The sequence below is a fragment of the Pseudomonas sp. genome, assembly GCF_036404235.1.
Lineage (GTDB): Bacteria > Pseudomonadota > Gammaproteobacteria > Pseudomonadales > Pseudomonadaceae > Aquipseudomonas.
In genome coordinates this window covers 1-23,666 of sequence record NZ_DASWOT010000001.1, presented here as the reverse complement: position 1 = coordinate 23,666, position 23,666 = coordinate 1, and the positions used below count along the sequence as shown (strand labels likewise).

Below are 23,666 nucleotides of genomic sequence, written 5' to 3'. Positions count from 1 at the left end.
ATGAATGCACCGCGCATTTCCCACCCAAGGGAGCCCGGACTGTTTGCCCGCTCTTGTGCCTTCGAGCGCTATCGGGTCGCGGCTGGGGGTTTCACTCTGATCGCTCTGGACGCTGGCGATACCCTGCAAGTGATCGACATCGAAGGCCTGCAACCCTGTGAGTTGCTGGCCGTTGATACTGCCGGTCGCAGTGTATTGGCGCAGTGGGCACTGGCTGTCGGGGTCGTCGGTAGCTTCATTGCCGAGCGCCTGAAACAACCCACCTTGCAGGCACGACGGGTTAGTCAGGCCCTGAGCAAACGCGGCCTGGACGCGCATCGCCTGCCTCATGCAGCCATGCTGTGGGGCGATGACTCGCCTGCCGGCTACAACCGCAGCTTTGTCGCCAGTGATGCCCTGTTGGTGATCGTCGCGGCGCCAGACCGCCCCACCGCGGTCGATCTGCAACATCGTCCCAGTGAATTACGGCTGCTGGTCGAGCGCGCCCATCCGTCACCGATTCTGCTACCCGAACTGCCCGAACCGTTGGGTGACCTGCTGGACGAGTTCACCATTCACCCCGGCACTGCCCACAGCTACACCGTGGGTAAAGGGCAGTACGTGCAAGTGCTGGATGTCGCCGGTCGTCAATGCTCGGACTTCGTAGCCTTTAATCGGCGTGCGCTGGACCGCGGCCAGGAGCTGGACCTTGACCAGACCGTCACCCGCACACTGAACGGCAGTGCCTACCCGACACCGGGCCTGTTTTCGAAGTTTTTCGACCGGCAGATGCAGCCGATGCTGGAGGTGGTACGTGACACCGTAGGCCGACATGACTCCTTCGCCTTGGCCTGCGCGGCACGCTATTACGAAAGCCATGGCTACTTCGGGCACGACAACTGCAGCGATAACCTGAGCCGAAGCTTGTCGGCGTATGGCGTACAGGCCCGTGCGGGCTGGCCGGCGATCAATTTTTTCTTCAATACCGGGGTCGATGCCCACCAGCAGATGACGCTGGATGAGCCTTGGTCGCGGCCCGGCGATTACGTACTGCTGCGAGCAATGACGGATCTGGTGTGCAGCACCTCTTCGTGCCCCGACGATATCGACCCGGCCAATGGCTGGGACCCGACCGACATCCATATCCGCATCTATCGCGAGACGGAGCGTTTTTCCATCGCCATGAGTACTCGAACCACGGCAGATGCCGACCCTGTCCTAACCCGCGAATCGGGTTTTCATTCACGTACCCGCGCCTTGACCGGCAGCTTCACCGATTACCGCAATTGGTGGCTGCCCTTGCGCTATGACGGCTTCGGGGCAATCGATGAATACCTGGGCTGCCGCGAACGCGTGGCGGTCATGGACCTGACGGCGCTGCGCAAATTCGAAATCATCGGCCCGGACGCCGAAGCACTGCTGCAGTACTGCATGACTCGCGACGTGCGGCGCCTGGCAATCGGTCAAGTGGTGTACTCAGCGATGTGTCACGAGCACGGTGGCATGCTCGATGACGGCACTCTTTTGCGCCTGGGCCAGGACAACTTCCGCTGGATCTGCGGTGAGGACTACGCCGGGGTCTGGTTGCGTGAACAGGCACAGAAGTTGGGCATGAAAGTCTGGGTGAAGTCTGCCAGCGATCAGATCCACAACCTATCGGTGCAAGGCCCGTTGAGCCGTGAACTGCTCAAGCAAATGGTCTGGACACCGCCCACCCAACCCACCCTGGAAACACTGGGCTGGTTTCGTTTTTTGGTCGGGCGGCTGGACGGCTACGACGGCTGTCCGTTGATGATTTCCCGCACCGGTTACACCGGCGAACTGGGCTACGAAGTGTGGTGCCAGCCGCAGGATGCCGAACGGGTCTGGGACCGCATCTGGCAGTTGGGCCAACCGTTGGGCATCGTCCCACTGGGCCTGGAAGCGCTGGACATGCTGCGCATCGAAGCCGGGCTGATCTTCGCCGGCTATGAGTTCGACGATCAAACCGATCCGTTCGAAGCCGGTATCGGTTTCAGCGTGGCGCTCAAGAGCAAAACCGACGACTTCATTGGACGAGAAGCACTGCTGCGACGCAGCGCTCATCCCAGCCACAAGCTGGTGGGCCTGCAATTGAGCGGTAATGAAGGCGCCCACCACGGCGACGGCGTGTACAGCGGTCGTGCGCAGGTTGGTGTCATCACCAGCGCCTGTCGCTCGCCTTTGCTGGGCAGCAACATCGCGCTGTGCCGAGTGGACGTGGCCTGTTCCGAGATCGGCACAGAGCTTGAAGTTGGCAAGGTCGATGGCCTGCAGAAGCGCATCAGCGCCAAGGTCACCGCACCGATTTTCCATGACCCGGACAAGCTCCGGGTACGCAGTTGATCAACACACACAGCACGTGCGCCAACTGACTTTGACTGCCCAACGACCACTCAACTCAAACATGGGGATTACAACGATGGAAGCGACGACGCTTGAGACCGTACCGCAGGCCGCCACCTCGGTCGGCAGCCTGCACCGCAAGATCGATTGGCGAGGGGCATTCTGGGTTGCCAGCGGAGTGCCCGCGCTGGTGCTGTTTTCCATTGGCGCGATTGCCGCCACCGTGGGCAAACCGGCCTGGATCGTGTGGATCGTGTCGATCCTGTTCGGCTTTATCCAGGCATTCACGTATGCGGAAATCGCCGGTCTGTTTCCACACAAATCCGGCGGCGCTTCGGTCTATGGCGCAGTCGCCTGGGTGCGCTACAGCAAGTTGATCGCACCGGTTTCGGTGTGGTGCAACTGGCTGGCCTGGTCACCGGTGTTATCGATTGGTTCCGGGCTGGCAGCCGGGTACATCCTCACTGCGCTGTTTCCGGCAGACGCGCTGATCAACACCTGGCAGTTGACCCTGCTGGACCTTGGCTGGATCAAGAGCGGGCTGTCGCTGCGCATCAACGCTACCTTCGGTATCGGCCTGTTGATTCTGCTGGGCGTCTTCGCCGTGCAGCACGGCGGTATCCTGCGCTCGGCACGGCTGACACTGGTGCTCGGCGTCACCTCCCTGATCCCGCTGGTGTTGGTGGGCGTCGTGCCCTTGCTGACCGGGGACACGCCTCAGGCCAACTTTCTGCCGCTATTCCCGCTGGCCCACGGTGCCGAAGGTCAGGTGATCGACGGCCCATGGGACCTCTCCGGCTGGACGCTGATGGCTGGGGGCCTGTTCATGGCGGCCTGGTCGACTTATGGCTTCGAAACTGCGGTGTGCTACACCCGGGAATTCAAAGACCCCAAGCGCGACACGTTCAAGGCCATCTTCTACGCAGGCTTGCTGTGCATTCTGGTGTTCACCCTGGTGCCATTGGCGTTTCAGGGCAGCCTGGGCCTCGGTCAACTGGTGACGCCCGCCGTCCTGGATGCCAGCGGCACAGTGATCACGCCAGCGGTCTACAGCGGCCTGTTGTCCCCCGCGATCTACAGCGGCATGGGCGTTGGCCAGGTCATGGCCGACAGCATCGGTGGCGGTAAAGTGGTCGCCAACATTGTCTTGATCATGCTGATTCTCGCCACCCTGCTGGCGATCATGACGTCAATGTCCGGTTCCTCGCGCACCTTGTATCAAGCGTCTGTGGATGGCTGGCTGCCCAAATACCTGGGCCACACCAATGAACACGGTGCGCCGACCGCTGCAATGTGGACCGACCTGACGTTCAATCTGCTGCTGTTGCTGATGTCCGATTACGTGTTCGTCCTTGCGGCATCCAACGTCAGCTACATCATCTTCAACTTCCTCAACCTCAACGCTGGCTGGATTCACCGGATGGATCGTCCTGACTGGACGCGCCCCTACAAGGCGCCCACGCTGCTGCTGGCTGCCGGTGCAGTCCTGAGTTTCGTCAATCTGGCCTGCATGGGTCTGGGTGCCAATATCTGGGGCGCCGGCACGTTGCTCACTGGCCTGCTGCTGGCGCTGTTGATCATCCCGGTATTTGTTTTCCGCCATTACCTGCAAGACAAGGGACGCTTCCCTGAAGCCATGCTGACCGACCTGTATCTGCAAGCCGATTCCGGTCTCAAGCGTGCGGGTATACTGCCGTACCTGACACTCGCAGCCGGTGTGCTGGTGGTGTATTTCTGTCACAGCCTGGTGTCCTGAACGACCACCTCATTGCTCTCAGATCGATCATCGGGGCCCCGCGCCTCGATGATCGTCTCGACTTTTAACCCCCCTACACAACGGTGACTCTTTGATGAGCAGTTCCACTCAACTCGCCCGCGACATTGATGGCAAGGCCATCGCCGCCCAGGTGCTTGAAGAAGTCCGAGAACACGTCGCGGCCCTGTCGTTGGAGCATATTGTCCCGGCCCTGGCGGTTGTGCTGGTCGGTGACGATCCGGCGAGCCAAGTCTACGTACGCAACAAGCTATTGCGCGCCAAAGAAGCGGGTATCCGCTCGCTCGAATACCGCTTGCCAGCCACCACCCAACAGACCGACGTGTTGAAACTGATCGCAGAGCTCAATGCAGACCCGTTGGTCAACGCAATCCTGGTGCAATTGCCGTTGCCTGCGCATATCGACGAAGGCGCCGTCATCGATGCCATTGACCCGCTCAAGGACGTCGACGGCTTCCATCGGCAAAACGTCGGTGCGCTGGTACAAGGCGCCGATGTATTGAAACCTTGCACGCCCAGTGGCTGCATGCGCCTGCTGCATGAGACGTGTGCGAACCTGAGCGGCTTGCATGCGGTGGTCATCGGGCGCTCGAACATCGTCGGCAAACCCATGGCCGCGTTGCTGTTGCAGGCGCATTGCTCGGTCAGCGTGGTGCATTCGCGCAGCGTCGATGCCAAGGCCTTGTGCCGGTTGGCTGACATTGTCGTGGTCGCCGTGGGCCGCCCACACATGATCGACGCCAGTTGGCTCAAACCCGGCGCGGTGGTGATCGATGTCGGTATCAACCGGATTGAAACAGAGTCAGGCACACGTCTGGTGGGTGATGTCGATTACGCAAGCGCGCGCACCGTCGCCAGCGCCATCACCCCGGTGCCGGGCGGCGTGGGCCCGATGACCATCGCTTATCTGTTGATGAACACTGTAATCGCGACGCGCGCGCAACAGGCGCGGCCAACACCCCAACACAGTCATGAAACCACCGAGCAACTTGCCCTGAGTGAATGACCATGTGAATGGCTGAAACCACAGTGCCCACTCAAGAGTGGGCACTGTGCTGGATACGCTTAAAAAAAACCCGCAATCAATGGTTGTAAGCACTCTCGTTGTGCTCGGCCAGATCCAGCCCCATTTCTTCCACCGATTCGTGGGCACGCAATCCGATCAAGGCATTGATCACCTTGAGAATGATCCAACTGGCCACGAAACAATAAACGCTGGTGAACACCACGCCTTTGATCTGTGCGACAACCTGAGCGCCCATGCTCACACCGTCCACCAAACCACCCAGCGAAGGCACGCAGAACACGCCAGTCAGCACTGCACCGATCATCCCGCCGATGCCGTGCAGGCCAAAGACGTCCAGGCTGTCGTCGTAGCCGAAGCGTTTTTTCAGCACCGTGACGCTCAAGTAGCAGAACACCCCACACAGCAGGCCGATAACCAACGCACCACCGACACCCACGTAGGCGCATGCAGGCGTGATACCCACCAACCCGGCCAAGGCACCACTGGCAAGGCCCAGCGCACTCGGTTTGCCGACCTTGAACCACTCGGTGAACATCCAGCCCAAAATACCGGCGCAAGCCCCGAGCTGAGTGTTCAGCATGACCATCCCCGACAGACCATTCAGACCGCCACCCGAACCGATGTTGAAACCAAACCAACCCACCCAGAGCATTGCCGCGCCGACCATGGTCAGGCTCAGGTTATGCGCTGGCATCGGGGCGTTCTGGTAGCCCTTGCGTTTACCCAGGATCAGGCACGCCGCAAGCGCCGCGACGCCCGCATTGATGTGTACGGCGGTGCCGCCGGCAAAATCCAACACACCCCAGTTATGCATCAAGGCACCGGCTCCGCCCCAGACCATATGGGCCACCGGCGCATAGACCAGGGTGAACCAAACGGCCATGAACAACAGCGCGGCGGAAAACTTCATGCGTTCGGCGAACGCACCGGCGATCAGCGCCGGAGTGATGATCGCGAACGTCATCTGGAAGGTCACAAACACCCCTTCCGGGATATCGCCCACCAGACTGTCAGGGGTCATGCCCACCAGAAACGCGCGGCTCAGGCCACCGACAAAGCTGTTGAAACTCACTTGTCCTTCAACCATGTTGGTGGTGTCGACCACCATGCTATAGCCGTAAATCACCCATAACACGCCAACCAGACCGGCGATGCCAAAGCATTGGGTAAACAGCGAGAGCATGTTCTTGGCCCTGACCAGACCGCCATAAAACAGCGCCAGACCAGGAAGGCACATAAACAGTACCAACACAGCCGCAGTGATCATCCAGGCCGTGCTGCCGGTATTGAGGGTGGGGGCATCTGCCGCGTGTGCCAGGGGTATGAAGGCACCGAGGGCCAATAAAGCCAAAAAGGCTTTGCCGGGTAGACGATTAACCATTGTCGAAGCTCCTGCAATTGAATGGAAAGTGTCTGGCAGAAAGCGAAATGAAGTGCGGCAATGGGCCTTGTCAGCCTCTTTGAATGGATGAAACAGAACTCCAGTTCCCTTGGAAGCGCATTCTCCCCAAAAGCTTTCTGAACTGACCCCATGCAGGCGCTGGGCTTGTCCCACGACCGGCGGGGAACCCGTCGTAAAACCTGCGCATGCGGTGTGACAAACAGACCGCACGCACCGGGTTTACTACAGAATGCAGTTCACTCTGTAGGAGCGAACTTGTTCGCGAAGCGGTGTTTCAGGCACACAGTGTTGGCCGCCTCGCCAACAAGTTGGCTCCTTGCGTTTTGACCCTGCACCTTCATGTAGGAGTCGGGCTTGTTCCGCGACCGGCGGGGAACCCGTCGTAAACCTGCGCACGCGGTGTGACAGGCAGGCCGCGTAGGCAATCGGCGTTTAGTACCGTTGCCCCGGAATCCACGACGTACCGGCCAACGGCACTCGCGCCATCGCGGCAGACTCAACCGTCAACGCCACCAGATCCTCGGGATCGAGGTTGTGCAGGTGCGATTTGCCGCATGCACGGGCCATGGTTTGCGCTTCCAGCACTAATACACGCAAATAGTTGGCCAAACGGCGACCACCTTCCACCGGGTCCAAACGCTTGGACAGTTCCGGGTCCTGAGTGGTGATGCCCGCAGGGTCGCGACCGTTCTGCCAGTCATCGTAGAAACCGGCAGCCGAACCGATCTTCTTCAGTTCCTCGTCCAGACGTGGATGGTTGTCGCCCAGTGCGATCAACGCCGCCGTTCCGATGGCCACCGCGTCCGCGCCCAATGCCATGGCTTTGGCCACGTCGGCTCCGTTACGAATGCCGCCAGACACGATCAACTGAACCTTGCGGTGCATGCCCATCTCTTGCAGGGCCTGAACGGCTTGGGGGATGGCGGACAGAATCGGAATGCCGACATGCTCGATGAACACTTCCTGAGTCGCTGCGGTACCGCCCTGCATGCCGTCGAGCACGATCACGTCGGCACCGGCCTTGACCGCCAGTTTGACGTCGTAGTACGGACGGCTGGCGCCGATCTTCACGTAGATCGGTTTTTCCCAATCGGTGATTTCACGGATCTCGGCGATCTTGATCGCCAAATCGTCCGGGCCGGTCCAGTCGGGGTGGCGGCACGCAGAGCGCTGGTCGACACCCACCGGCAAGGTGCGCATGGCGGCCACCCGCTCGGTGACTTTCATCCCTAGCAGCATGCCGCCACCGCCGGGTTTGGCGCCCTGCCCCAGAACCACCTCAATGGCGTCGGCCTTGCGCAAGTCGTCAGGGTTCATGCCATAGCGTGACGGCAGATATTGATAGACCAGATGCTGCGACTGGCCGCGTTCTTCCGGGGTCATGCCGCCGTCGCCAGTGGTGGTGCTGGTGCCGGCGATGGTGGCGCCACGGCCGAGGGCTTCCTTGGCATTGGCCGACAACGCACCGAAGCTCATGCCAGCGATGGTCACCGGAATCTTCAGGTGCAGCGGCTTCTTGGCGAAGCGGTTGCCGAGAATCACGTCGGTGCCGCACTTCTCGCGATAGCCTTCCAGCGGGTAGCGGGAAACACTGGCGCCGAGCAGCAGTAGGTCATCGAAATGCGGCAGCTTGCGCTTGGTGCCACCGCCACGAATGTCGTAGATGCCGGTTTCGGCGGCACGCTGAATTTCCTGGATGGCCAAGCGGTCGAAGGTGGCCGACTCGCGCAGCACCGGAGGGGTTTTCTCACTCATTTTGTGGCTCCTGAATCAGTACGCGGAGGCGTTATCGACTTTGAAGTTGTACAGCTCACGGGCAGAACCGTAGCGCTTGAATTCGGCCGGGCTGTGTTTGAAACCCGCACGATTGAGGAGCTCCTGCAACTCTTCGAGGTGCTCGACCCGCATCTCTTTTTCGATGCAGTCAGAACCCAGCGACTGCACGCTGCCCCGGACATAAATGTGGGTTTCGTACAGTGAATCGCCCAGCGCGTCGCCCGCATCACCGCAAACAACGAGGCGTCCGGCCTGCCCCATGAAGCAACTCATGTGGCCAATGCTGCCACCAACCACAATGTCGATGCCTTTCATGGAAATCCCGCAGCGGGCACCGGCATCGCCTTCGATCACCAACAGACCGCCGTGAGCAGTGGCGCCCGCCGCCTGGGACGCGCTGCCCTTGACCCGCACCGAGCCGGACATCATGTTCTCGGCGCAGCCCACGCCCACGTTGCCGTGTACGGTAATCGAGGCTTTTTGGTTCATGCCGGCGCAGTAGTACCCGGCGTGGCCCTGAATATCGATGGAGACGGCTTCATTCACACCAACGGCCAGGTTGTGCTTGCCGTTGGAGTGCGTCACGACCCACTCGCGGTCTTCGACATTGTTGACTTGGTCGTGCAGCGCCTGGTTGAGGTCGCGGACGGTAGAAACAGACAGATCAATGGTTTTCATGGTGGTGTGGTCCTTAAGCCGACTCGCGTTCCCAGATGTACATGGTTGCCGGTGCCGGCTCCCAGACCTTCGCGTTCTCGATGCCCGGCAGGCTCGACAGCGCCTGATACTCCGAGGCCATGGCGACGTAATCGTCAGTTTCGGCAAGGATCGCAGGCTTGCAGGCGATCGGATCGCGAATCACCGCGAAGCCGTTACGCGTACCGATGGCAAAGGTGAAGAAACCGTCCAGGTCTTCCAGCGAGTGATCCAGCGCTTGCTTGAGCGTGTCGCCTTGCTGCAAACGCCAGGTCAGGTAACCGGCCGCCACTTCGGTGTCGTTGTCGGTTTCGAAGGCGATACCTTCGCGCTTGAGCTCCTGACGCAAACGGAAGTGGTTGGACAGCGAGCCGTTGTGGACCAGGCACAGGTCCGCTCCGGTAGAGAACGGGTGGCTGCCTTCCATGGTCACCGCGCTTTCGGTCGCCATGCGGGTGTGACCGATGATGTGGCTGCCCTTCATTGACGCCAGGCCAAAGCGCTCGGAAATTTCCCGTGGCAACCCCATGCCCTTGAGGATCTCGATGCTTTGCCCGGCGCTCATGATGCGCACGTTGGGCGCCAGCTCGGCCAGGGCCGCACGCACGGCGGCTTCTTCAGCCTTGATCTTCAACACCACGGCACTGGCGTTCTGGAACCAGTCCAGCGGAGCACCGAGACGACCTTCCACGGCGGCAATCAGTGCTTTGAAATCGTAATGTTCGACAGTTGCCTGCAAGGTCAGCTTGACCCAGCCGTCAGCCACCTCATCGCCATAAATGGCAAAACCGGCGCTGTCCGGCCCACGGTCGGTCATCGCTTGCAGCATCGGTTCGAACAGCTTGCCGAGCTGAGACTCAAGGCTCGGATTTTTCAGGTACAAACCTACAATTCCACACATAGGACCCTCACTTGTTCACAGCGGCGAGCTTCACGTTGCAAGCTGGCCGTATTGATAAACGTGTTGTGTTGACCACCCACCGCCGTTGCCTGGCGCGGGTAGCCTGTGGCTCAAATCAGAAGAATTCCGTGTAACGCCGGATTTCCCAGTCGCTGACGTGGCGGCTGTATTCCACCCACTCCATGCGCTTGAGCTTGATGAATTCGCCGACAATCTCCTTGCCTAGTACTTCAGCGAACAGCGGGTCGGCCTCCAGTGCGTCGCAGGCTTCCTTGAGCGACTGCGGCAGGGTCTTGATCCCGCGTGCGGCGATCTCTTCCAGGCTCAGGCTGTAGAGGTTTTCGTTGCACACGCTTTCGATTTCCAATTGGCGGTCAATACCGTCCAGGCCCGCAGCGATAATCGCGGCACTGACCAGATACGGGTTACAACCGGCATCCGGCAGGCGGAACTCCAGACGGCCATACGGCACGCGAACCATCGCCGAGCGGTTATTGGCGCCGAAGGCGATAAACGCCGGGGCCCAGGTCGCACCGGACAGCGAGTTACCCACCACCAGACGCTTGTACGAGTTGACAGTCGGTGCCGCGAAGGCACACAGCGCGGGGCCATGAGCCAGCAAACCGGCGGCGAAGTGGTAGGCCATTTTCGACAGGCCCATGCCGCTTGGATCGCTGGCATCGTGAAACATGTTCTTGTTGCTGGCGCTGCTGATCGACAAGTGGAAGTGCATGCCATTGCCAGCACGCTTGGGGTCTGGCTTGGGCATGAACGAGCAGATCATGCCCATGTCGTTGGCGATCTCACCGGCGGCCATGCGAAAGAAGGTGAAGCGGTCCGCAGACTCCATCGCATCGCTGTAGGTGTAATTGATTTCGAACTGGCCGTTGGCGTCTTCGTGGTCGATCTGATAGATGTCAAAGCCCACTGGCTGCAAGGCTTCGGTCAGGCGCTCAAGAAACTCGCGGGACCGCGACAGGCCTTTGTAGTCGTAGCAAGGCTTGTCCAGGTTGTCGCTGGCGTCGACCAATTGCAAACTGCCCTCGGCACTGCGTTTGAACAGGCTGAACTCGGGCTCCAGCCCGGTGTTGAGGGTCCAGCCACGCTGGCTCAGACGCTCGACCTGTTGTTGCAGCACATAGCGACTGTCATAAGGCCACGGTTTGCCATCGACATGACCGATGCACACGACCCTGGCATAACCGGGTTGCCATGGCACCGGCGTCAGGGACGACAGATCGCCCTTGGCCATGAAGTCCGGGCCATGAGGCTCCATGCCCATGCCACAAATGGCGAAACCGGCAAATCCGGCGCCGTCTTCAGCGACCATGTGCAGGCCGGACACGGGCACCGATTTGGTCTTGGCCGAGCCATGAATGTCCACGAATTGAGCCAGCACGTATTTGATTCCGTGCGCCTCGATCAGCCGCTGTGTTTCGGGTGGCAACATGAGTATTCACTCCTGGCAAAAAGCAAACGTTGTAGGCACGGACACTAGTATCAATGCCATTACGAGGTAAGTATTCCATTCAGGAAACTTAATTTCTCTTCAGGAATGCAAGCTGCTTGCCAGTTTGGTATGCCAACGATCGAAAGCTTCGTAAAAGGGGAATTACCGCTCTATATATGGGAAACTCGTTTTCCCTACGGGAATAATCCCGAGTGCCGCCCCACAGCAGGCAACCAAAACGCACATTCCTGGTGCGAAATTAAAATTAACGACCGTAAACCGTGCAGAGCTGATGAATATGCCTAACGACGTAACCCCCAAGTTGAAGCTGGAGCAATATCTGGGTATCCAGATCAAACGCCAGCGCCAGGCCCAGGAGTTGAAACTGGCCGATGTCGCACGGATCGCCGGGATCAGTCAGGGCATGCTGAGCAAAATCGAGAATGCACAGGTGTCCACCAGCCTGGACAACCTCAGTCGCCTTTGCGACGTGCTGGGCATGCCGATGTCCAAGCTGTTCAGCCAATACGATCAGCAAGGCAGCAGTGCCTTACTGGTGAAGGCCGATGAAGGGCTTGAGGTCGTGCGGCGTGGCACAGAGAAAGGCCATACCTACCACCTGCTCAACCACACACGCGGACCGAAGAAGAATTTCGAGGCCTACATGGTGACCATGGACGATGCCAGCGAGGAGTTTCCGACGTTCTCGCACCCTGGTACCGAATTCGTGCATTTGCTGGAGGGGGAGTTGATCTACCGCCACGGCAATCAGTTGTACCCGATGGAAGCGGGCGATAGCCTGACCTTCGACGGCGAAATACCCCACGGCCCGGAACAACTGGTCAAGGTGCCGATCCGCTTGCTGTCGATCATGAACTACGGTGCGCAGAACGAGTAACCGCTACGGTCGCGCACGCCTGACAGTGGGGCCTACCGCCTTGGGTCCCACACACGTCTGCTTTATCTCCCCGCTCAAATAATTCCCCACAGTTAAAAAAGTTTCCAGATATCTCTGGACGCGTCGAATCGTTTCACCTATAAAACTGCAATCGTGAATATTAAATTCTTATCAGGAATTTTTATTCATCCCTGAAAAATACATTTACCTGTCAATTTTTGCCCTGAGTCGAGCTGCCGCCACCTTCCCGAGGACCTGTCATGCAACACGAAAAGAACCATTTCATTCTCAAGATCAGTTGTCCCGCCACGTCTGGCATCGTCGCGGCTGTCACGTCCTATCTGGCAGACAACCACTGCTACATCGGTGAAATGGCGCAGTTCGACGATGAATTCAGCGGCAAATTTTTCATGCGGGCCGTGTTTCGTTTCAATGATGGCCACCAAGGAGACATCGACCGACTCAAAGCGGGCTTTGAAGCGGTAGCCAGCACCTTCGCCATGCAATGGGAGTTGCACGACACCCGCAAACCCATGCGCGTGCTGTTGATGGTCAGCAAGTTCGACCACTGCCTGACCGACCTCCTCTACCGCTACCACAAGGGCGAGATGGACATGACCATCACCGCCATCGTCTCCAACCACCTGGACCTGCGCCCGATGGCCGAGCGTGAAGGCATTCGCTTTATCTACTTGCCTGTGACCAAAGACACCAAAGCCCAGCAAGAGACCGCGCTGATGAAGGTGGTCGATGAAACCGACACCGACCTGGTGGTACTTGCCCGCTACATGCAAATTCTCTCCGACGACCTGTGCAAGCAACTGTCAGGCCGTGCGATCAACATCCATCACTCGTTCCTGCCCGGTTTCAAGGGTGCCAAGCCGTATCACCAGGCCTATGAGCGTGGGGTGAAACTGATCGGCGCCACGGCCCATTACGTCACCAGCGACCTGGACGAAGGGCCGATCATCGAACAGGAAGTACAGCGAGTCGATCACGTGTACCTGCCTGACGATCTGGTCGCCACGGGCCGCGATACCGAAACCGTAGCGCTGTCCAAGGCGGTCAAATATCACCTGGAACACCGGGTCTTTCTCAACAAGGACAGAACGGTGATCTTTCGATGAACACCGCCAAACTGATCGACGGCAAGGCCGCCGCCAACCGCGTGCTGAAACAGGTAAAAGCCGATGTCCAGCGCCTGAAACGTAAAGGTATCGAACCGGCTCTGGCGGTGATTTTGGTGGGCCAGGACCCGGCCAGCGAAGTCTACGTGCGCAACAAGATCCTGCGCGCTGAAGAATCAGGCATTCGGTCGCTGGAATACCGCTTGGTCGCCAACAGCTCTCAAGCCGAATTGCTCGCGCTGATCGCCACGCTAAATGCCGATGCCAGCGTCAACGGCATTCTGTTGCAATTGCCGCTGCCGGCGCATTTCGAAGAGGCCCGCGCCTTGCAGGCCATTGACCCGCGCAAGGACGTGGACGGATTTCACAGTGAAAACGTCGGCGGCCTGAGCCAGGGCCGTGACGTCCTTACACCCTGTACGCCCAGCGGCTGCATGCAGTTGCTTGAAGACGCCTGCGGTGACTTGAGCGGCAAACATGCGGTGGTGATCGGCCGCTCCAACATCGTCGGCAAACCCATGGCTGCCCTGCTGTTGCAGGCACATTGCTCGGTTACCGTGGTGCATTCACGCAGCACCGACGCCAAAGCCTTGTGCCAATTGGCAGACATCGTCGTTGCGGCGGTGGGGCGTCCACGAATGATCGATGCCAGTTGGCTCAAACCCGGCGCCGTGGTGATCGACGTCGGCATCAATCGCATCGAAGAAAACGGCCGCAGCCGTCTGGTCGGTGACGTCGACTTCGACAGCGCCCTGCCCCAGGTCTCGGCGATCACCCCGGTGCCCGGCGGCGTCGGCCCGATGACCATTGCCTTTCTGATGAAAAACACGGTGACCGCTGCCGTTCAGCAGGCCCACGCGCAACGCAGCCAATCGGAGGCCGTATGCCTTTCAACCTATTGAAGTACGGCCTGAGTTCGGAGTATCCGGTCGAGGTCGATCTACCCGCGCCCAAAGAACTCAAGCCTTCCTATGACGTGGTTATCATCGGCGGTGGCGGCCATGGCTTGGCAACCGCGTATTACCTGTCCAAATACCACGGTATTACCAATATCGCAGTACTGGAAAAATCCTATCTGGGCGGCGGTAATACAGCACGCAACACCGCCGTGATTCGCTCCAATTACCTCACCAGCGAAGGCGTCAAGTTCTACGCCGAGTCGGTGAAAATGTTCCAGAACCTGTCCAACGAATTCGACTTCAACATCATGTATTCGGAGCGCGGCCAACTGACCCTGGCCCACACCGACGCCACCGTGCGTTCATTCCGCCAGCGAGCCGAGGTCAACAAGCACTTCGGCGGACGAACCGAGATGATCGACCGCCAGCAGATTCGCGAATTGGTACCCAGCCTCAATCTGGACCCCGGTCATCTGCCGGTGCTCGCGGGTCTGTGGCACATCGACGGCGCCACGGCACGCCACGACGCCGTGGCCTGGGGTTACGCCAAGCAGGCAGCCAAGCGTGGCGTCGAGATCCATCAACTGACCGAAGTTCAGGAGCTGATCATCGAGAACGGCGCGATCACCGCCGTCAAAACCAATCGCGGCACCATCAAATGCGGATGCGCGGTACAGGCGGTGGCGGGCATGAGTTCGCAACTGATGAAGAAAGCCGGGATTCGTTCGCCGATCCAGACCTTCCCGCTGCAAGCCATGGTCACCCAACCGTTCAAGCCCTTCCTCGACCCGCTGGTGAGCTCCTCAGCCCTGCACTGCTACGTGCAACAGACCAGCCGTGGCGAAGTGGTGTTCGGTGGCGGCTCGGACCCGTACCCGCTGTTCAACACCCGCTCCACGCTGGATCTGAAAGAAAGCCTGCTGGCCCACGCCATCGAAATGTTCCCGTTTTTGGCCAACGCCAAGTTGATGCGCCAGTGGGCCGGGATCACCGACATGACCCCCGATTACAGCCCGATCATGGGCCTGTCGCCGGTCAAAAATTATTACCTCGACGCAGGCTGGGGCACCTGGGGATTCAAGGCCACGCCGATCTGTGGCAAGACCATGGCCGAGCTGGTGGCCAGCGGCGGCCAGGTGCCGGCGTTGATAAAACCATTCGGCCTCGAACGGTTTTCCACCTTCGAGCAAGTCAACGAAATGGGCGCGACAGCGGCCAGCCACTGACGGAGAGCGATCTATGAAAGTCATGACGTGCCCGCTCAACGGGCCGCGCAACATCAGCGAATTCACCTACGGCGGCGAGTTCAAGCAGATGCCTGATCCGCAAACCTGCACCGACGCCCAATGGGCCGACTATGTATTTAACTGCGAAGACACCCTGGGGGTGGTTCGCGAATGGTGGATGCACAACCCGTCCAGCTATTGGTTTCTGGTCGAGCGTCATACCGCCAGCGACGAAATCCTGCGCACCTTCGACCCCAAAGAAGTGTTCAACAGCCGGATCGACTTCACCGCCGTCATCGCCAGGGAGACTGCTCGATGAGCACGCCAAACCGCCTGCCCGCACCCATGGGCCTGCTGATCGACCGCAATCGGCCGCTCAGTTTCAGTTTCGACGACAAGCCGTATCAAGGGTTCGAGGGCGACAGCATTGCCAGTGCCCTGCTCGCCAACGGTCGTTTTTTGCTCTCACGCTCGTTCAAATACCACCGCCCGCGCGGTCCGCTGACGATGGCTGGCCAAGACGCCAACACCCTGGTGCAGTTGCCCAGCGAACCCAACGTGCTCGCCGACACTTATGCCCTGGAAAACGGCGTGCAGGTCAGCGGCCAAAACTTCAATGGCTCGCTGGACAACGACAAAGACGCCTATCTGGGCAAGTTCTCGAAATTCATGCCGGTGGGTTTCTATTACCGCTCGTTCTACAAGCCCAAGGGCATGTGGAAAGTCTGGGAACCGATCATCCGCAAAAAAGCGGGGCTGGGTGTGCTCGACCTGACGTTCCAGCCGGAGTATTACGACAAGGCTTATTTGTTCACTGACCTAGCGGTAATCGGCGCAGGCCCGGCCGGGCTACAAGCCGCACTCACCGCCGCCAACGCTGGCGCCAAGGTGCTGCTGATCGAACAACAGCCGATCCTCGGCGGCTCGCTGACCTACGCACGGTTCGACATCGAAGGCACACGGGCGCATACCCTGCGTCGCGAGCTGGTCAATGCCGTCGAAGGCCACGCCAACATTCAGGTGCTGAAAAAAGCCACCTGCAACGCCTGGTTCACCGACAACTACCTGCCAGTGATTCAGGGCAAGCGCATGTACAAGGTGCGCGCCACCCAGTGCCTGATTTGCAGCGGCTCGTTCGACCAACCCGTGGTGTTTCGCAACAACGACCTGCCCGGTGTGATGTTGACCAGTGCCGCGCAACGTTTGATGAAGCTTTACGCGGTAAAGCCAGGCCAACGCGCAGTGGTCCTGACCGGCAACGATGACGGCTACCTCGCCGCGCTGGATCTGCATGATCAAGGTGTCGAGGTCGCGGCATTGGTCGACATGCGCACCAACCCGGCCGACCGTGCGCTGCTGCTGGCGCTGGAAAAGCGCGGTATCACCTGCCACCTGGGCAGCACGGTGTATGAGGCGCTGCACGAAAAAGGTCTGCGCCACGTCAGCGGCGCCGATGTCCGCAAGATCACCGGCCTTGGCCAGGTCGCCAGCAGCGGCCTGTCCCTGGCGTGCGACCTGCTGTGTATGTCTGGCGGGTATATGCCGGTCTATCAGCTCATGTGCCAGGCCGGTGGCAAGTTGGCCTATGACGATCAACTGGCCGAATTCACCCTCAGTGGCCTGCCAAAAAACCTCAGCGTCGCAGGCTCCGCACACGGTTATCACGCGCTGGACAATGTGTTGGCCGATGCCATCCACGCCACCGCTGAAATCGTCACAGCCTTGAATCTGGAGCTCAGTGCCAAGCCGTTACCACTGCGCACCGAGGATCAGGTCAATTTTCCGTGGCCGATCTTTCCACATCCAAAGGGCAAGGATTTCGTCGACTTCGATGAAGACCTGCAAGTGCGCGACATCATCAACGCCACCAAAATCGGCTACCGCGATGTGCAACTGGTCAAACGCTATTCCACCGTCGGCATGGGCCCGTCCCAAGGGCGCCATTCGGCATTGCCAACCGCACGGTTGGTGGCCGCTTCGACCCAGCGCAGCATCAGCGAAACCGGTGTGACTACTGCCCGACCACCGTTCGAAGCGGAAAAACTCGCGCATGTCGCTGGCCGTGCTTTCGACCCGTACCGGCAGACACCGATGCACCGTCGCCATCTGGAGGCCGGGGCGAAGATGATGCCTGCGGGCATCTGGCAGCGTCCGGCGTATTACGGCAAGGCCAGCGAGCGCGAGGCATGCATGCAGGCCGAAGCACTGCATGTGCGCAACAAGGTCGGCATCATCGACGTTTCGACCCTTGGCGGTCTGGACGTGCGCGGCCCGGATGCCGCCGAACTGCTCAATCGCATGTACACCTTCGCCTTTCTCAAACAGCCCGTGGGCCGTTCGCGTTATGCGCTGATGACCAACGAGCACGGCGTGGTGATCGATGACGGCGTCTGTGCGCGTTTCGCCGAAAACCACTTCTACGTCACCGCTACCACCAGCGGCGTGGATCGTATTTATCAGCAGATGCTCAAGTGGAATGCCCAGTGGCGTCTGGATGTCGATATCGCCAACGTCACAGCGGCGATTTCAGCGGTCAACGTCGCAGGGCCCGACGCACGCAAGGTGCTGGAAAAGGTCTGCCAGGATGTGGATTTGTCTGCTGAAGGCTTTCCGTATCTGGCCGTGCGTCAAGGCACCGTGGCCGGGATCAAGGCACGTTTGCTGCGGGTCGGTTTTGTCGGCGAACTGGGCTATGAGATTCACGTTCCGGCGCGGCATGCGCTGGCCTTATGGGACGCGCTGATAGACGCTGGCAAAGCGTTTGACATTCGCCCCTTCGGCGTCGAAAGCCAGCGCCTGCTGCGTCTGGAAAAAGGCCATGTGATCATCAGTCAGGACACCGACGGCATGACCCATCCAGCCGAGATCGACATGGGCTGGGCTGTCAGCCGCAGCAAGCCGTTCTTCGTCGGGCGCCGCTCGGTGGATATCCTCGAAGCCCAGCCACAAAAACGCAAACTGGTGGGGTTCTCGCTGCCCAAGGCCAGCCCGCAACCGCTGGAAGGCCATCTGGTGCTCAACGGTGCGGACATCAGCGGCAGCGTAACCTCCTGCGAATACTCGCAATCGCTGGACAAGATCATCGGCCTGGCCTACGCCGCGTTTGACCAAAGCACACCGGGCCAGCAGATTCCGATCCGCGTCGAGGACGGCGTGATCGTCCAGGCAACAGTGGTGAAACTGCCTTTCTTCGACCCCGAAAACCAGCGCCAGGAGCTCTGACATGTCCAGCCTCAATACGGAAAACCACATCGGGCTCAGCCCGCTTCAACACTGCGCGTTGATCGATCTGACCGAGCTGCCACGGGTCGGCTTTCGCGGCCAGCAAAGCGCCGACTATTTGCAGGCACGGGGCTTCACCCTGCCGGACGCGCCAAACCGCGCGGTAACCCAGGCCGACGGCAGCCACGTCGCCCGCCTGTCGCAGACCGAGTACCTGATTCTCGGTAGCTTGAATGACCGTGGCGAACGCATCGCCGATGAAGAGGCCCGCTGGGAGCTGGACCACAGCGCCAACTACCTGCTGCCTCGTGAAGACAGCCACGCCTGGTTGCAGTTGAGTGGCGTATACGTGGCCGAGGTGATGGCCAAGCTTTGCGGCGTGGACCTGCGGCCCCAGGCATTCCCGCCCGGCGCCGTGGCCCAGACCTCGGCAGCGCGGATCAACGTGATCGTGATCAATCTGGGCCTGCAAGCCCAGCCAGCGCTCCAGTTGCTCTGTGACCGGGCATCGCTTGTGTACTTCAAGGGCGCGGTACTCGATGCCATGGCCGAGTTCGATGGTCAGGCGTTGGGGATTGAAGCGTTGTATTGACTGGCTAATGGCGTATCGCGGGCAAACAAGCTCGACAGGTCCCCATCAAATGGAGTCTCCATGAGCATGCTCGAAGCCCCTGACAAAGACATCGACTACAGCGTCCCCGCCCTCGCGCGCGGGCTCAGCGTGTTGGGGATGTTCGACGCCCAGACGCGCAGCCTGAGCATCCAGGACATCGCCGAGCGGCTGGGGGTCAGTACCTCGGCGGTGTACCGCATCCTGTTCACCCTGACCGACATGGGTTACCTGAACAAACACAACACCCAGTACGAGTTGGGGGCTCAGGTCATTAGCACCGGTTTCAGCTATCTGGCCAGTCGCGACATCGTTGAGGTCGCGATGCCGCACCTCAACGAACTGCGCGACCGCACCTCACTGTCCTGCCATCTGAGCATTCGCGAACAGACCGACAGTTTGTACCTGTACCGGGCTTTCGCGGCGCAACGGCTGTCGGTGAATATCCCAATCGGCACGCGAATCGCTTGTCACTGCACCGCCATGGGCCGCATGTTGCTGACCGCATTGAGCGATGCCGAACTGGGCGCGCTGTATCAGCACATTCGTCTGGACGACTACCCAACCCCGGCACCACGGACCTTACCGCAATTGCAGGCATTGATTGAGGGTGATCGGGAACAGGGTTGGGTGCTTCATCGCTCGGATTACTCGACAGCAATCGCCACTTCGGTGAAAGACCACACGGGCAAGGTCAGCGCCGCCATCAATCTTTCAGGACCCGACGCCGTAATGGACCCGGTCGGTGCTCGAGAGCAATTTCAGGCATTACTGCTGGAATGCAGTGCCAACATCAGCCGTGACCTCGGTTACCGGGGTTAGCCACGTGTTGCCTGAACGTTTAGGTGTGGCTGCCAAACGATGAACTCGCGCCTGGCAGCAAACCCTGTGGTCATGCCTCGCGCCAATCACCCTTGCGATAGAGAAACACGCAATTGGCCGCCTCAGATGCCCGGTTGCACGCAGCCTCGGCAATACCGAAGCGTTGCTGGAAGTACTCCACGACCTTGCCTGCCGCGCTGGCATTGAGGGCCGGTTTCCAGAGCCAGATGTCGGCACTGCAATCCACCGCCAGGCTGTCGAACAACACCGCTTGCGGATCGTCGCAAACGCCGATCTGCCAGCCTTTCGCGCTGCCGAATTCCTTGAGGTAACTGAGGAACTCAAACTTGATCTGTTGCACGCTGTAGGCCGTCACGTTACACCGCCACGCACTGCCAGCGCTCAGGGGCTGCCTGACTGCCAGCGTTCCATCTGTCGATCAGTTCGGCGCCCTGCTGTTTTTGATCCCCAGACATTTGCCCCATCAATTGCTCAAGCTGAATCAGAGCAGTGCCAACCCCATGCCTGGCGGCCAGCGACAGCCAGACAAACGCCTGAACCAGGTCTTTGTTTACCCCTTGGCCCAACTGATAGCAGTAACCCAAACGTGCCTGGGAAGGGTAATGACCCTGTTTTGCAGCGCTTAAATACCACTCAAACGCACGCGAGTGATCCTGCTCGACGACCTCACCGACCGAGTAAAGGCTGGCGAAGTTGAACTGGGCACCGCAGTCCTGGGCGTCGGCCGCCCTTTGCAGCCAATACAGACCGCGCGGGACATCGACCTCGGCGCCGTTACCCATGATGAGCATCGCCCCGACGTTAGTCTGCGCCTGGGCATTGCCGCGTTCGGCGGCCTTCAGATACCAGGCAAACGCCTCGGCGACTGAGTAAGGCACTCCAGAACCTGCGGCATGACAGGCCCCGATCCACATGGGAGCGACCGGATCGCCGCGCTCTGCCAAGTGGTGAAAAATGTCCAGGGCTGCCGGGTAATCAGCAGCGTTGTAATGCGCAACGGCGGCATCGATGCAAGGCTCCAATACCGGATTGGAAGTCGAGGGCATATTCATATCAGGTAATTCCTCACGTTGCTGAATAGCTGGAGTTCACTGTGCGCCTGGGTATGCAGGGTCAGGCGCTGGATCAGGCAGTGCTGCGCCCACAATCCGGCCCGGTCGTTCTGGCGCGGATAGCGGGTAAACGGCGTCTGATGAGTCTCTGGGTGAGACTGACGAAGCAACGCCTGATGCTGGGCGACGGCGTTGCGCCCGCGTGCGTCGAGCCAGTCGATCCAGACTTGCAACTGCGTCTGGTCTTGAGCGTCGAGCAGCGGGCGAGCACTCAACAACTGGACGCGGCACAGCGTTTTGCCAAGCGCCACGGGTTGTAGCATCACCACGCACATGACATCGGCCTTGCGCAGCAACAACAAACCGGGGAAACACCACGCCACGTCAACGTCGCTCGATTGCCCCTCAAGCAATGCCGGACCGTGCGCGGTAAGGTAATCGTGGCTGTCCAGCCCAAGTAAATGCGGCGCGAGCAGTTTCCAGTTGCAGTCGTATTCGCGCCAGCTCACACCGATACGCGCCCAGTGTTCACTGTCGGCCAGCCAGGCCTGCAACGGGTGCTGCGCTGCGTTATTGAGCGGCTGCGCATCAGGGTCCAGATTCACCCAGACCAACGCGCCGCAAGTGGCAACTTGCACCGGCAGTAAGCGCTCGGGCCGCAAGCCCAAATACTGGTGCATCGCTGCCGAACCCTCCCCCAGCTCGTCTGCCTGGAGCGGTGTCCGGTCGCGGCTGTAACCGCATGAAGTAAACGAGCAGCGCGTCTTGGTGCCGCCCTGGCACTGGTCAGGCACAACCCGGCAGCCGCCGTGCTGCGCCTGATTGAACGCGCCCAGCAGACTGCCGTCGGCCTGACGCCGAACATGTATGCCGTGATGGCCCAACGTGTAGGGCAATAGATCGCCCACCTGTGGCAGGTCCTGCGCAGTGCCAATGCATACCCATTCACGGGTCCATATGCGTTCATCCTCAAGGTATGCGAAATCCAGCGAACGATAAGCGGCCAGCGGTAAGAACGCCGCCTCCCCCGGCTCGCCCACGCAACCCTCATAACTGGCGGGTGAGCGCAGGTCCAGCCCATCGTCGTAATAACCCAATTCCGGTCGACGAGACATGATTAATCCCTCCCCAATGGCACAGTCGATCCGGGGCAGCGTGGTGCCCCGGACAGGTTCACCTTATTTAGCGGCGATGCCGATCTTCCGGGGCATCGTAGTCAGCGCGGCCACGGTAGTGGATGGCATCGGATGGCGGTTCGGGCAGCGGACCATCCATCGAGAAGCGGTCGAGGACGTTTTTCACCAGCCGGGAAATATTGTTGTCGCCGTTGTTCCAGGGTAACGATCCACAGAATGCAATCGAGCTGAACGCAAAGCAGGCACCACCGTTAGGCGTCTCATGGAAAGCGATGTCCGAGCGTACACGCGGATGGGAGGTGCCATCGGTGCCCTGCTGGTTGAAACCGAAATCCTCCATCACCAACAGGTACGCTTCGGTGTGCCGCCCGGCCGAGGTCGCCACTGTCAGGGTGTGCGGTGGCGAGCCGAGCATGGTGTCGACGATGTCCAGTTCCAGCCCCGCAGCCCCACCCCCGACCAGGCCGAAGTTGCCCAGCTTCTCGTCGTAGTCGATCCCTTCAAACGCCCAACTGACGCGCGGGTCGTTGCTGTCTGGGGTGCGTGAATACCAGGCAGAAATATCGAAGCCCTCGGAAGACATCCCGGTCCCTGCCACCGAGTGCAGATAACGACCACGGAAGCGCCACATGCCGCCCAGCTCGCCAGTGCCCTGGTGGTAGTACTCACCCGGATCGGCGCGCCAGGTGCGAATGCCCGATTCGCATCGACGCATTTCGGTCAGCACGCCGCGCCCCAGCTCTTCGTAGCCTGGGTGATAGGAATGCACCCAATACCAGGCATCGGCGCCCATGTACATCAAGCGGCCACCCCGCTGGGTGTAATTGTGCAGCGCGTCGAGTTGGGTGCCGGTGTTGTGTTCCGGGTGCGATCCGGTAATCACTACGTTGTAATGCTCCAGCCGGGCCAGGCCTTCATAGCTGACGTCTTCGTCGGTGAACACGTCGTACTCGTAGCCCATGGTTTCCAGCCAGTAGACCAAATGCAGGTCGGCGGGGTACTGCCACGGCGCCTGCGCGAGAAAGTGGTCATATTTGGGCCGGATGCTGAGGATCGGCCGTAGCCGGGAGGACATACAAATACCGCTGCCGTCGGTATGGGTGTCGTAGATCGAACCGCCGTATTCGCGGTGCTCGGCCAGAAACATGTTTTGGTGCTGCATGATCGGCACGCGGTAGACAAACAGCTCCGCGCCACCGGCGTTAGAGGCCACATGCTCGTTGGCATAGGCCATGTAGCTGATGGTCGGCACCATGACCGCGATCTTCGATTGTTGCTTGCCTA

Annotated in this window: 20 protein-coding genes; 11 read left to right on the top strand and 9 right to left on the bottom strand. The window is 60.0% G+C overall.

The features are described 5' to 3' along the window. The 3 genes from VGC62_RS00100 (at position 1) to VGC62_RS00090 (ending at position 5,123) form a co-directional block, all read left to right on the top strand. Complete coding sequence (locus VGC62_RS00100) at positions 1 to 2,343, top strand: DUF1989 domain-containing protein (RefSeq protein ID WP_331185066.1); 2,343 nt, start codon at positions 1 to 3, stop codon at positions 2,341 to 2,343. A 76-nt stretch (positions 2,344 to 2,419) separates the two neighbouring features. Continuing rightward, entirely contained in the window at positions 2,420 to 4,099 is a 1,680-nt protein-coding gene (locus VGC62_RS00095) for an APC family permease (protein WP_331185065.1), read from the top strand. A gap of 94 nt (positions 4,100 to 4,193) precedes the next feature. Then, entirely contained in the window at positions 4,194 to 5,123 is a 930-nt protein-coding gene (locus VGC62_RS00090; RefSeq protein ID WP_331185064.1) for a bifunctional methylenetetrahydrofolate dehydrogenase/methenyltetrahydrofolate cyclohydrolase FolD, read from the top strand. 76 nt (positions 5,124 to 5,199) lie between these two features. Here VGC62_RS00090 and VGC62_RS00085 read toward each other — a convergent pair whose 3' ends face one another. From VGC62_RS00085 to glnT, 5 genes are all read right to left on the bottom strand, one after another. Next, complete coding sequence (locus VGC62_RS00085; RefSeq protein ID WP_331185063.1) at positions 5,200 to 6,525, bottom strand: ammonium transporter; 1,326 nt, start codon at positions 6,523 to 6,525, stop codon at positions 5,200 to 5,202. A gap of 453 nt (positions 6,526 to 6,978) precedes the next feature. Further along, a complete protein-coding gene (locus tag VGC62_RS00080; protein WP_331185062.1) occupies positions 6,979 to 8,301 on the bottom strand; it encodes an FMN-binding glutamate synthase family protein in 1,323 nt (440 codons plus the stop codon). A gap of 15 nt (positions 8,302 to 8,316) precedes the next feature. Continuing rightward, complete coding sequence (locus VGC62_RS00075; protein WP_331185061.1) at positions 8,317 to 9,000, bottom strand: protein glxC; 684 nt, start codon at positions 8,998 to 9,000, stop codon at positions 8,317 to 8,319. Positions 9,001 to 9,013: 13 nt separating this feature from the next. Next, positions 9,014 to 9,919, bottom strand: coding sequence for a glutamine amidotransferase family protein (locus VGC62_RS00070; RefSeq protein ID WP_331185060.1), 906 nt, complete (start codon positions 9,917 to 9,919; stop codon positions 9,014 to 9,016). A 115-nt stretch (positions 9,920 to 10,034) separates the two neighbouring features. Continuing rightward, entirely contained in the window at positions 10,035 to 11,369 is a 1,335-nt protein-coding gene (glnT, locus tag VGC62_RS00065) for a type III glutamate--ammonia ligase (protein WP_331185059.1), read from the bottom strand. A 292-nt stretch (positions 11,370 to 11,661) separates the two neighbouring features. On the opposite strand from glnT, the gene VGC62_RS00060 reads away from it, so the two are divergent. From VGC62_RS00060 to VGC62_RS00025, 8 genes are all read left to right on the top strand, one after another. Further along, complete coding sequence (locus tag VGC62_RS00060) at positions 11,662 to 12,267, top strand: helix-turn-helix domain-containing protein (protein WP_331185058.1); 606 nt, start codon at positions 11,662 to 11,664, stop codon at positions 12,265 to 12,267. Positions 12,268 to 12,527: 260 nt separating this feature from the next. After that, positions 12,528 to 13,394, top strand: a complete 867-nt coding sequence (gene purU, locus VGC62_RS00055) for a formyltetrahydrofolate deformylase (protein ID WP_331185057.1) — start codon at positions 12,528 to 12,530, stop codon at positions 13,392 to 13,394. Next, a complete protein-coding gene (gene folD, locus VGC62_RS00050) occupies positions 13,391 to 14,296 on the top strand; it encodes a bifunctional methylenetetrahydrofolate dehydrogenase/methenyltetrahydrofolate cyclohydrolase FolD (protein WP_331185056.1) in 906 nt (301 codons plus the stop codon). Before purU ends, folD begins: the two co-directional genes overlap by 4 nt. Then, complete coding sequence (locus VGC62_RS00045) at positions 14,278 to 15,519, top strand: FAD-dependent oxidoreductase (protein ID WP_331185055.1); 1,242 nt, start codon at positions 14,278 to 14,280, stop codon at positions 15,517 to 15,519. The genes folD and VGC62_RS00045 overlap by 19 nt, the downstream gene beginning before the upstream one ends. A gap of 13 nt (positions 15,520 to 15,532) precedes the next feature. After that, positions 15,533 to 15,838 carry a sarcosine oxidase subunit delta gene (locus tag VGC62_RS00040; protein WP_331185054.1) on the top strand — a complete coding sequence of 102 codons (306 nt, stop codon included), beginning with the start codon at positions 15,533 to 15,535 and terminating at the stop codon, positions 15,836 to 15,838. Continuing rightward, on the top strand, positions 15,835 to 18,741 hold the full coding sequence (locus VGC62_RS00035; RefSeq protein ID WP_331185053.1) for a 2Fe-2S iron-sulfur cluster-binding protein: 2,907 nt from the start codon (positions 15,835 to 15,837) through the stop codon (positions 18,739 to 18,741). Before VGC62_RS00040 ends, VGC62_RS00035 begins: the two co-directional genes overlap by 4 nt. A gap of 1 nt (position 18,742) precedes the next feature. Beyond that, a complete protein-coding gene (locus VGC62_RS00030) occupies positions 18,743 to 19,333 on the top strand; it encodes a sarcosine oxidase (RefSeq protein ID WP_331185052.1) in 591 nt (196 codons plus the stop codon). 66 nt (positions 19,334 to 19,399) lie between these two features. Beyond that, positions 19,400 to 20,173, top strand: coding sequence for an IclR family transcriptional regulator (locus tag VGC62_RS00025; protein WP_331185092.1), 774 nt, complete (start codon positions 19,400 to 19,402; stop codon positions 20,171 to 20,173). A 70-nt stretch (positions 20,174 to 20,243) separates the two neighbouring features. Here the strand turns inward: VGC62_RS00025 and VGC62_RS00020 are convergent, their stop codons facing one another. The 4 genes from VGC62_RS00020 to VGC62_RS00005 form a co-directional block, all read right to left on the bottom strand. Beyond that, positions 20,244 to 20,549 (bottom strand): hypothetical protein, encoded by a 306-nt coding sequence (locus VGC62_RS00020; RefSeq protein ID WP_331185051.1) that lies wholly within the window; start codon positions 20,547 to 20,549, stop codon positions 20,244 to 20,246. Between the two features lies 1 nt (position 20,550). After that, positions 20,551 to 21,246, bottom strand: coding sequence for a tetratricopeptide repeat protein (locus VGC62_RS00015; protein ID WP_331185050.1), 696 nt, complete (start codon positions 21,244 to 21,246; stop codon positions 20,551 to 20,553). After that, positions 21,243 to 22,361: a hypothetical protein gene (locus tag VGC62_RS00010; RefSeq protein ID WP_331185049.1), complete on the bottom strand. Its 1,119-nt coding sequence runs from the start codon at positions 22,359 to 22,361 to the stop codon at positions 21,243 to 21,245. Before VGC62_RS00010 ends, VGC62_RS00015 begins: the two co-directional genes overlap by 4 nt. A gap of 67 nt (positions 22,362 to 22,428) precedes the next feature. Continuing rightward, the coding region (locus VGC62_RS00005; protein ID WP_331185048.1) for a N,N-dimethylformamidase beta subunit family domain-containing protein at positions 22,429 to 23,666 on the bottom strand (1,238 nt) is incomplete at its 5' end.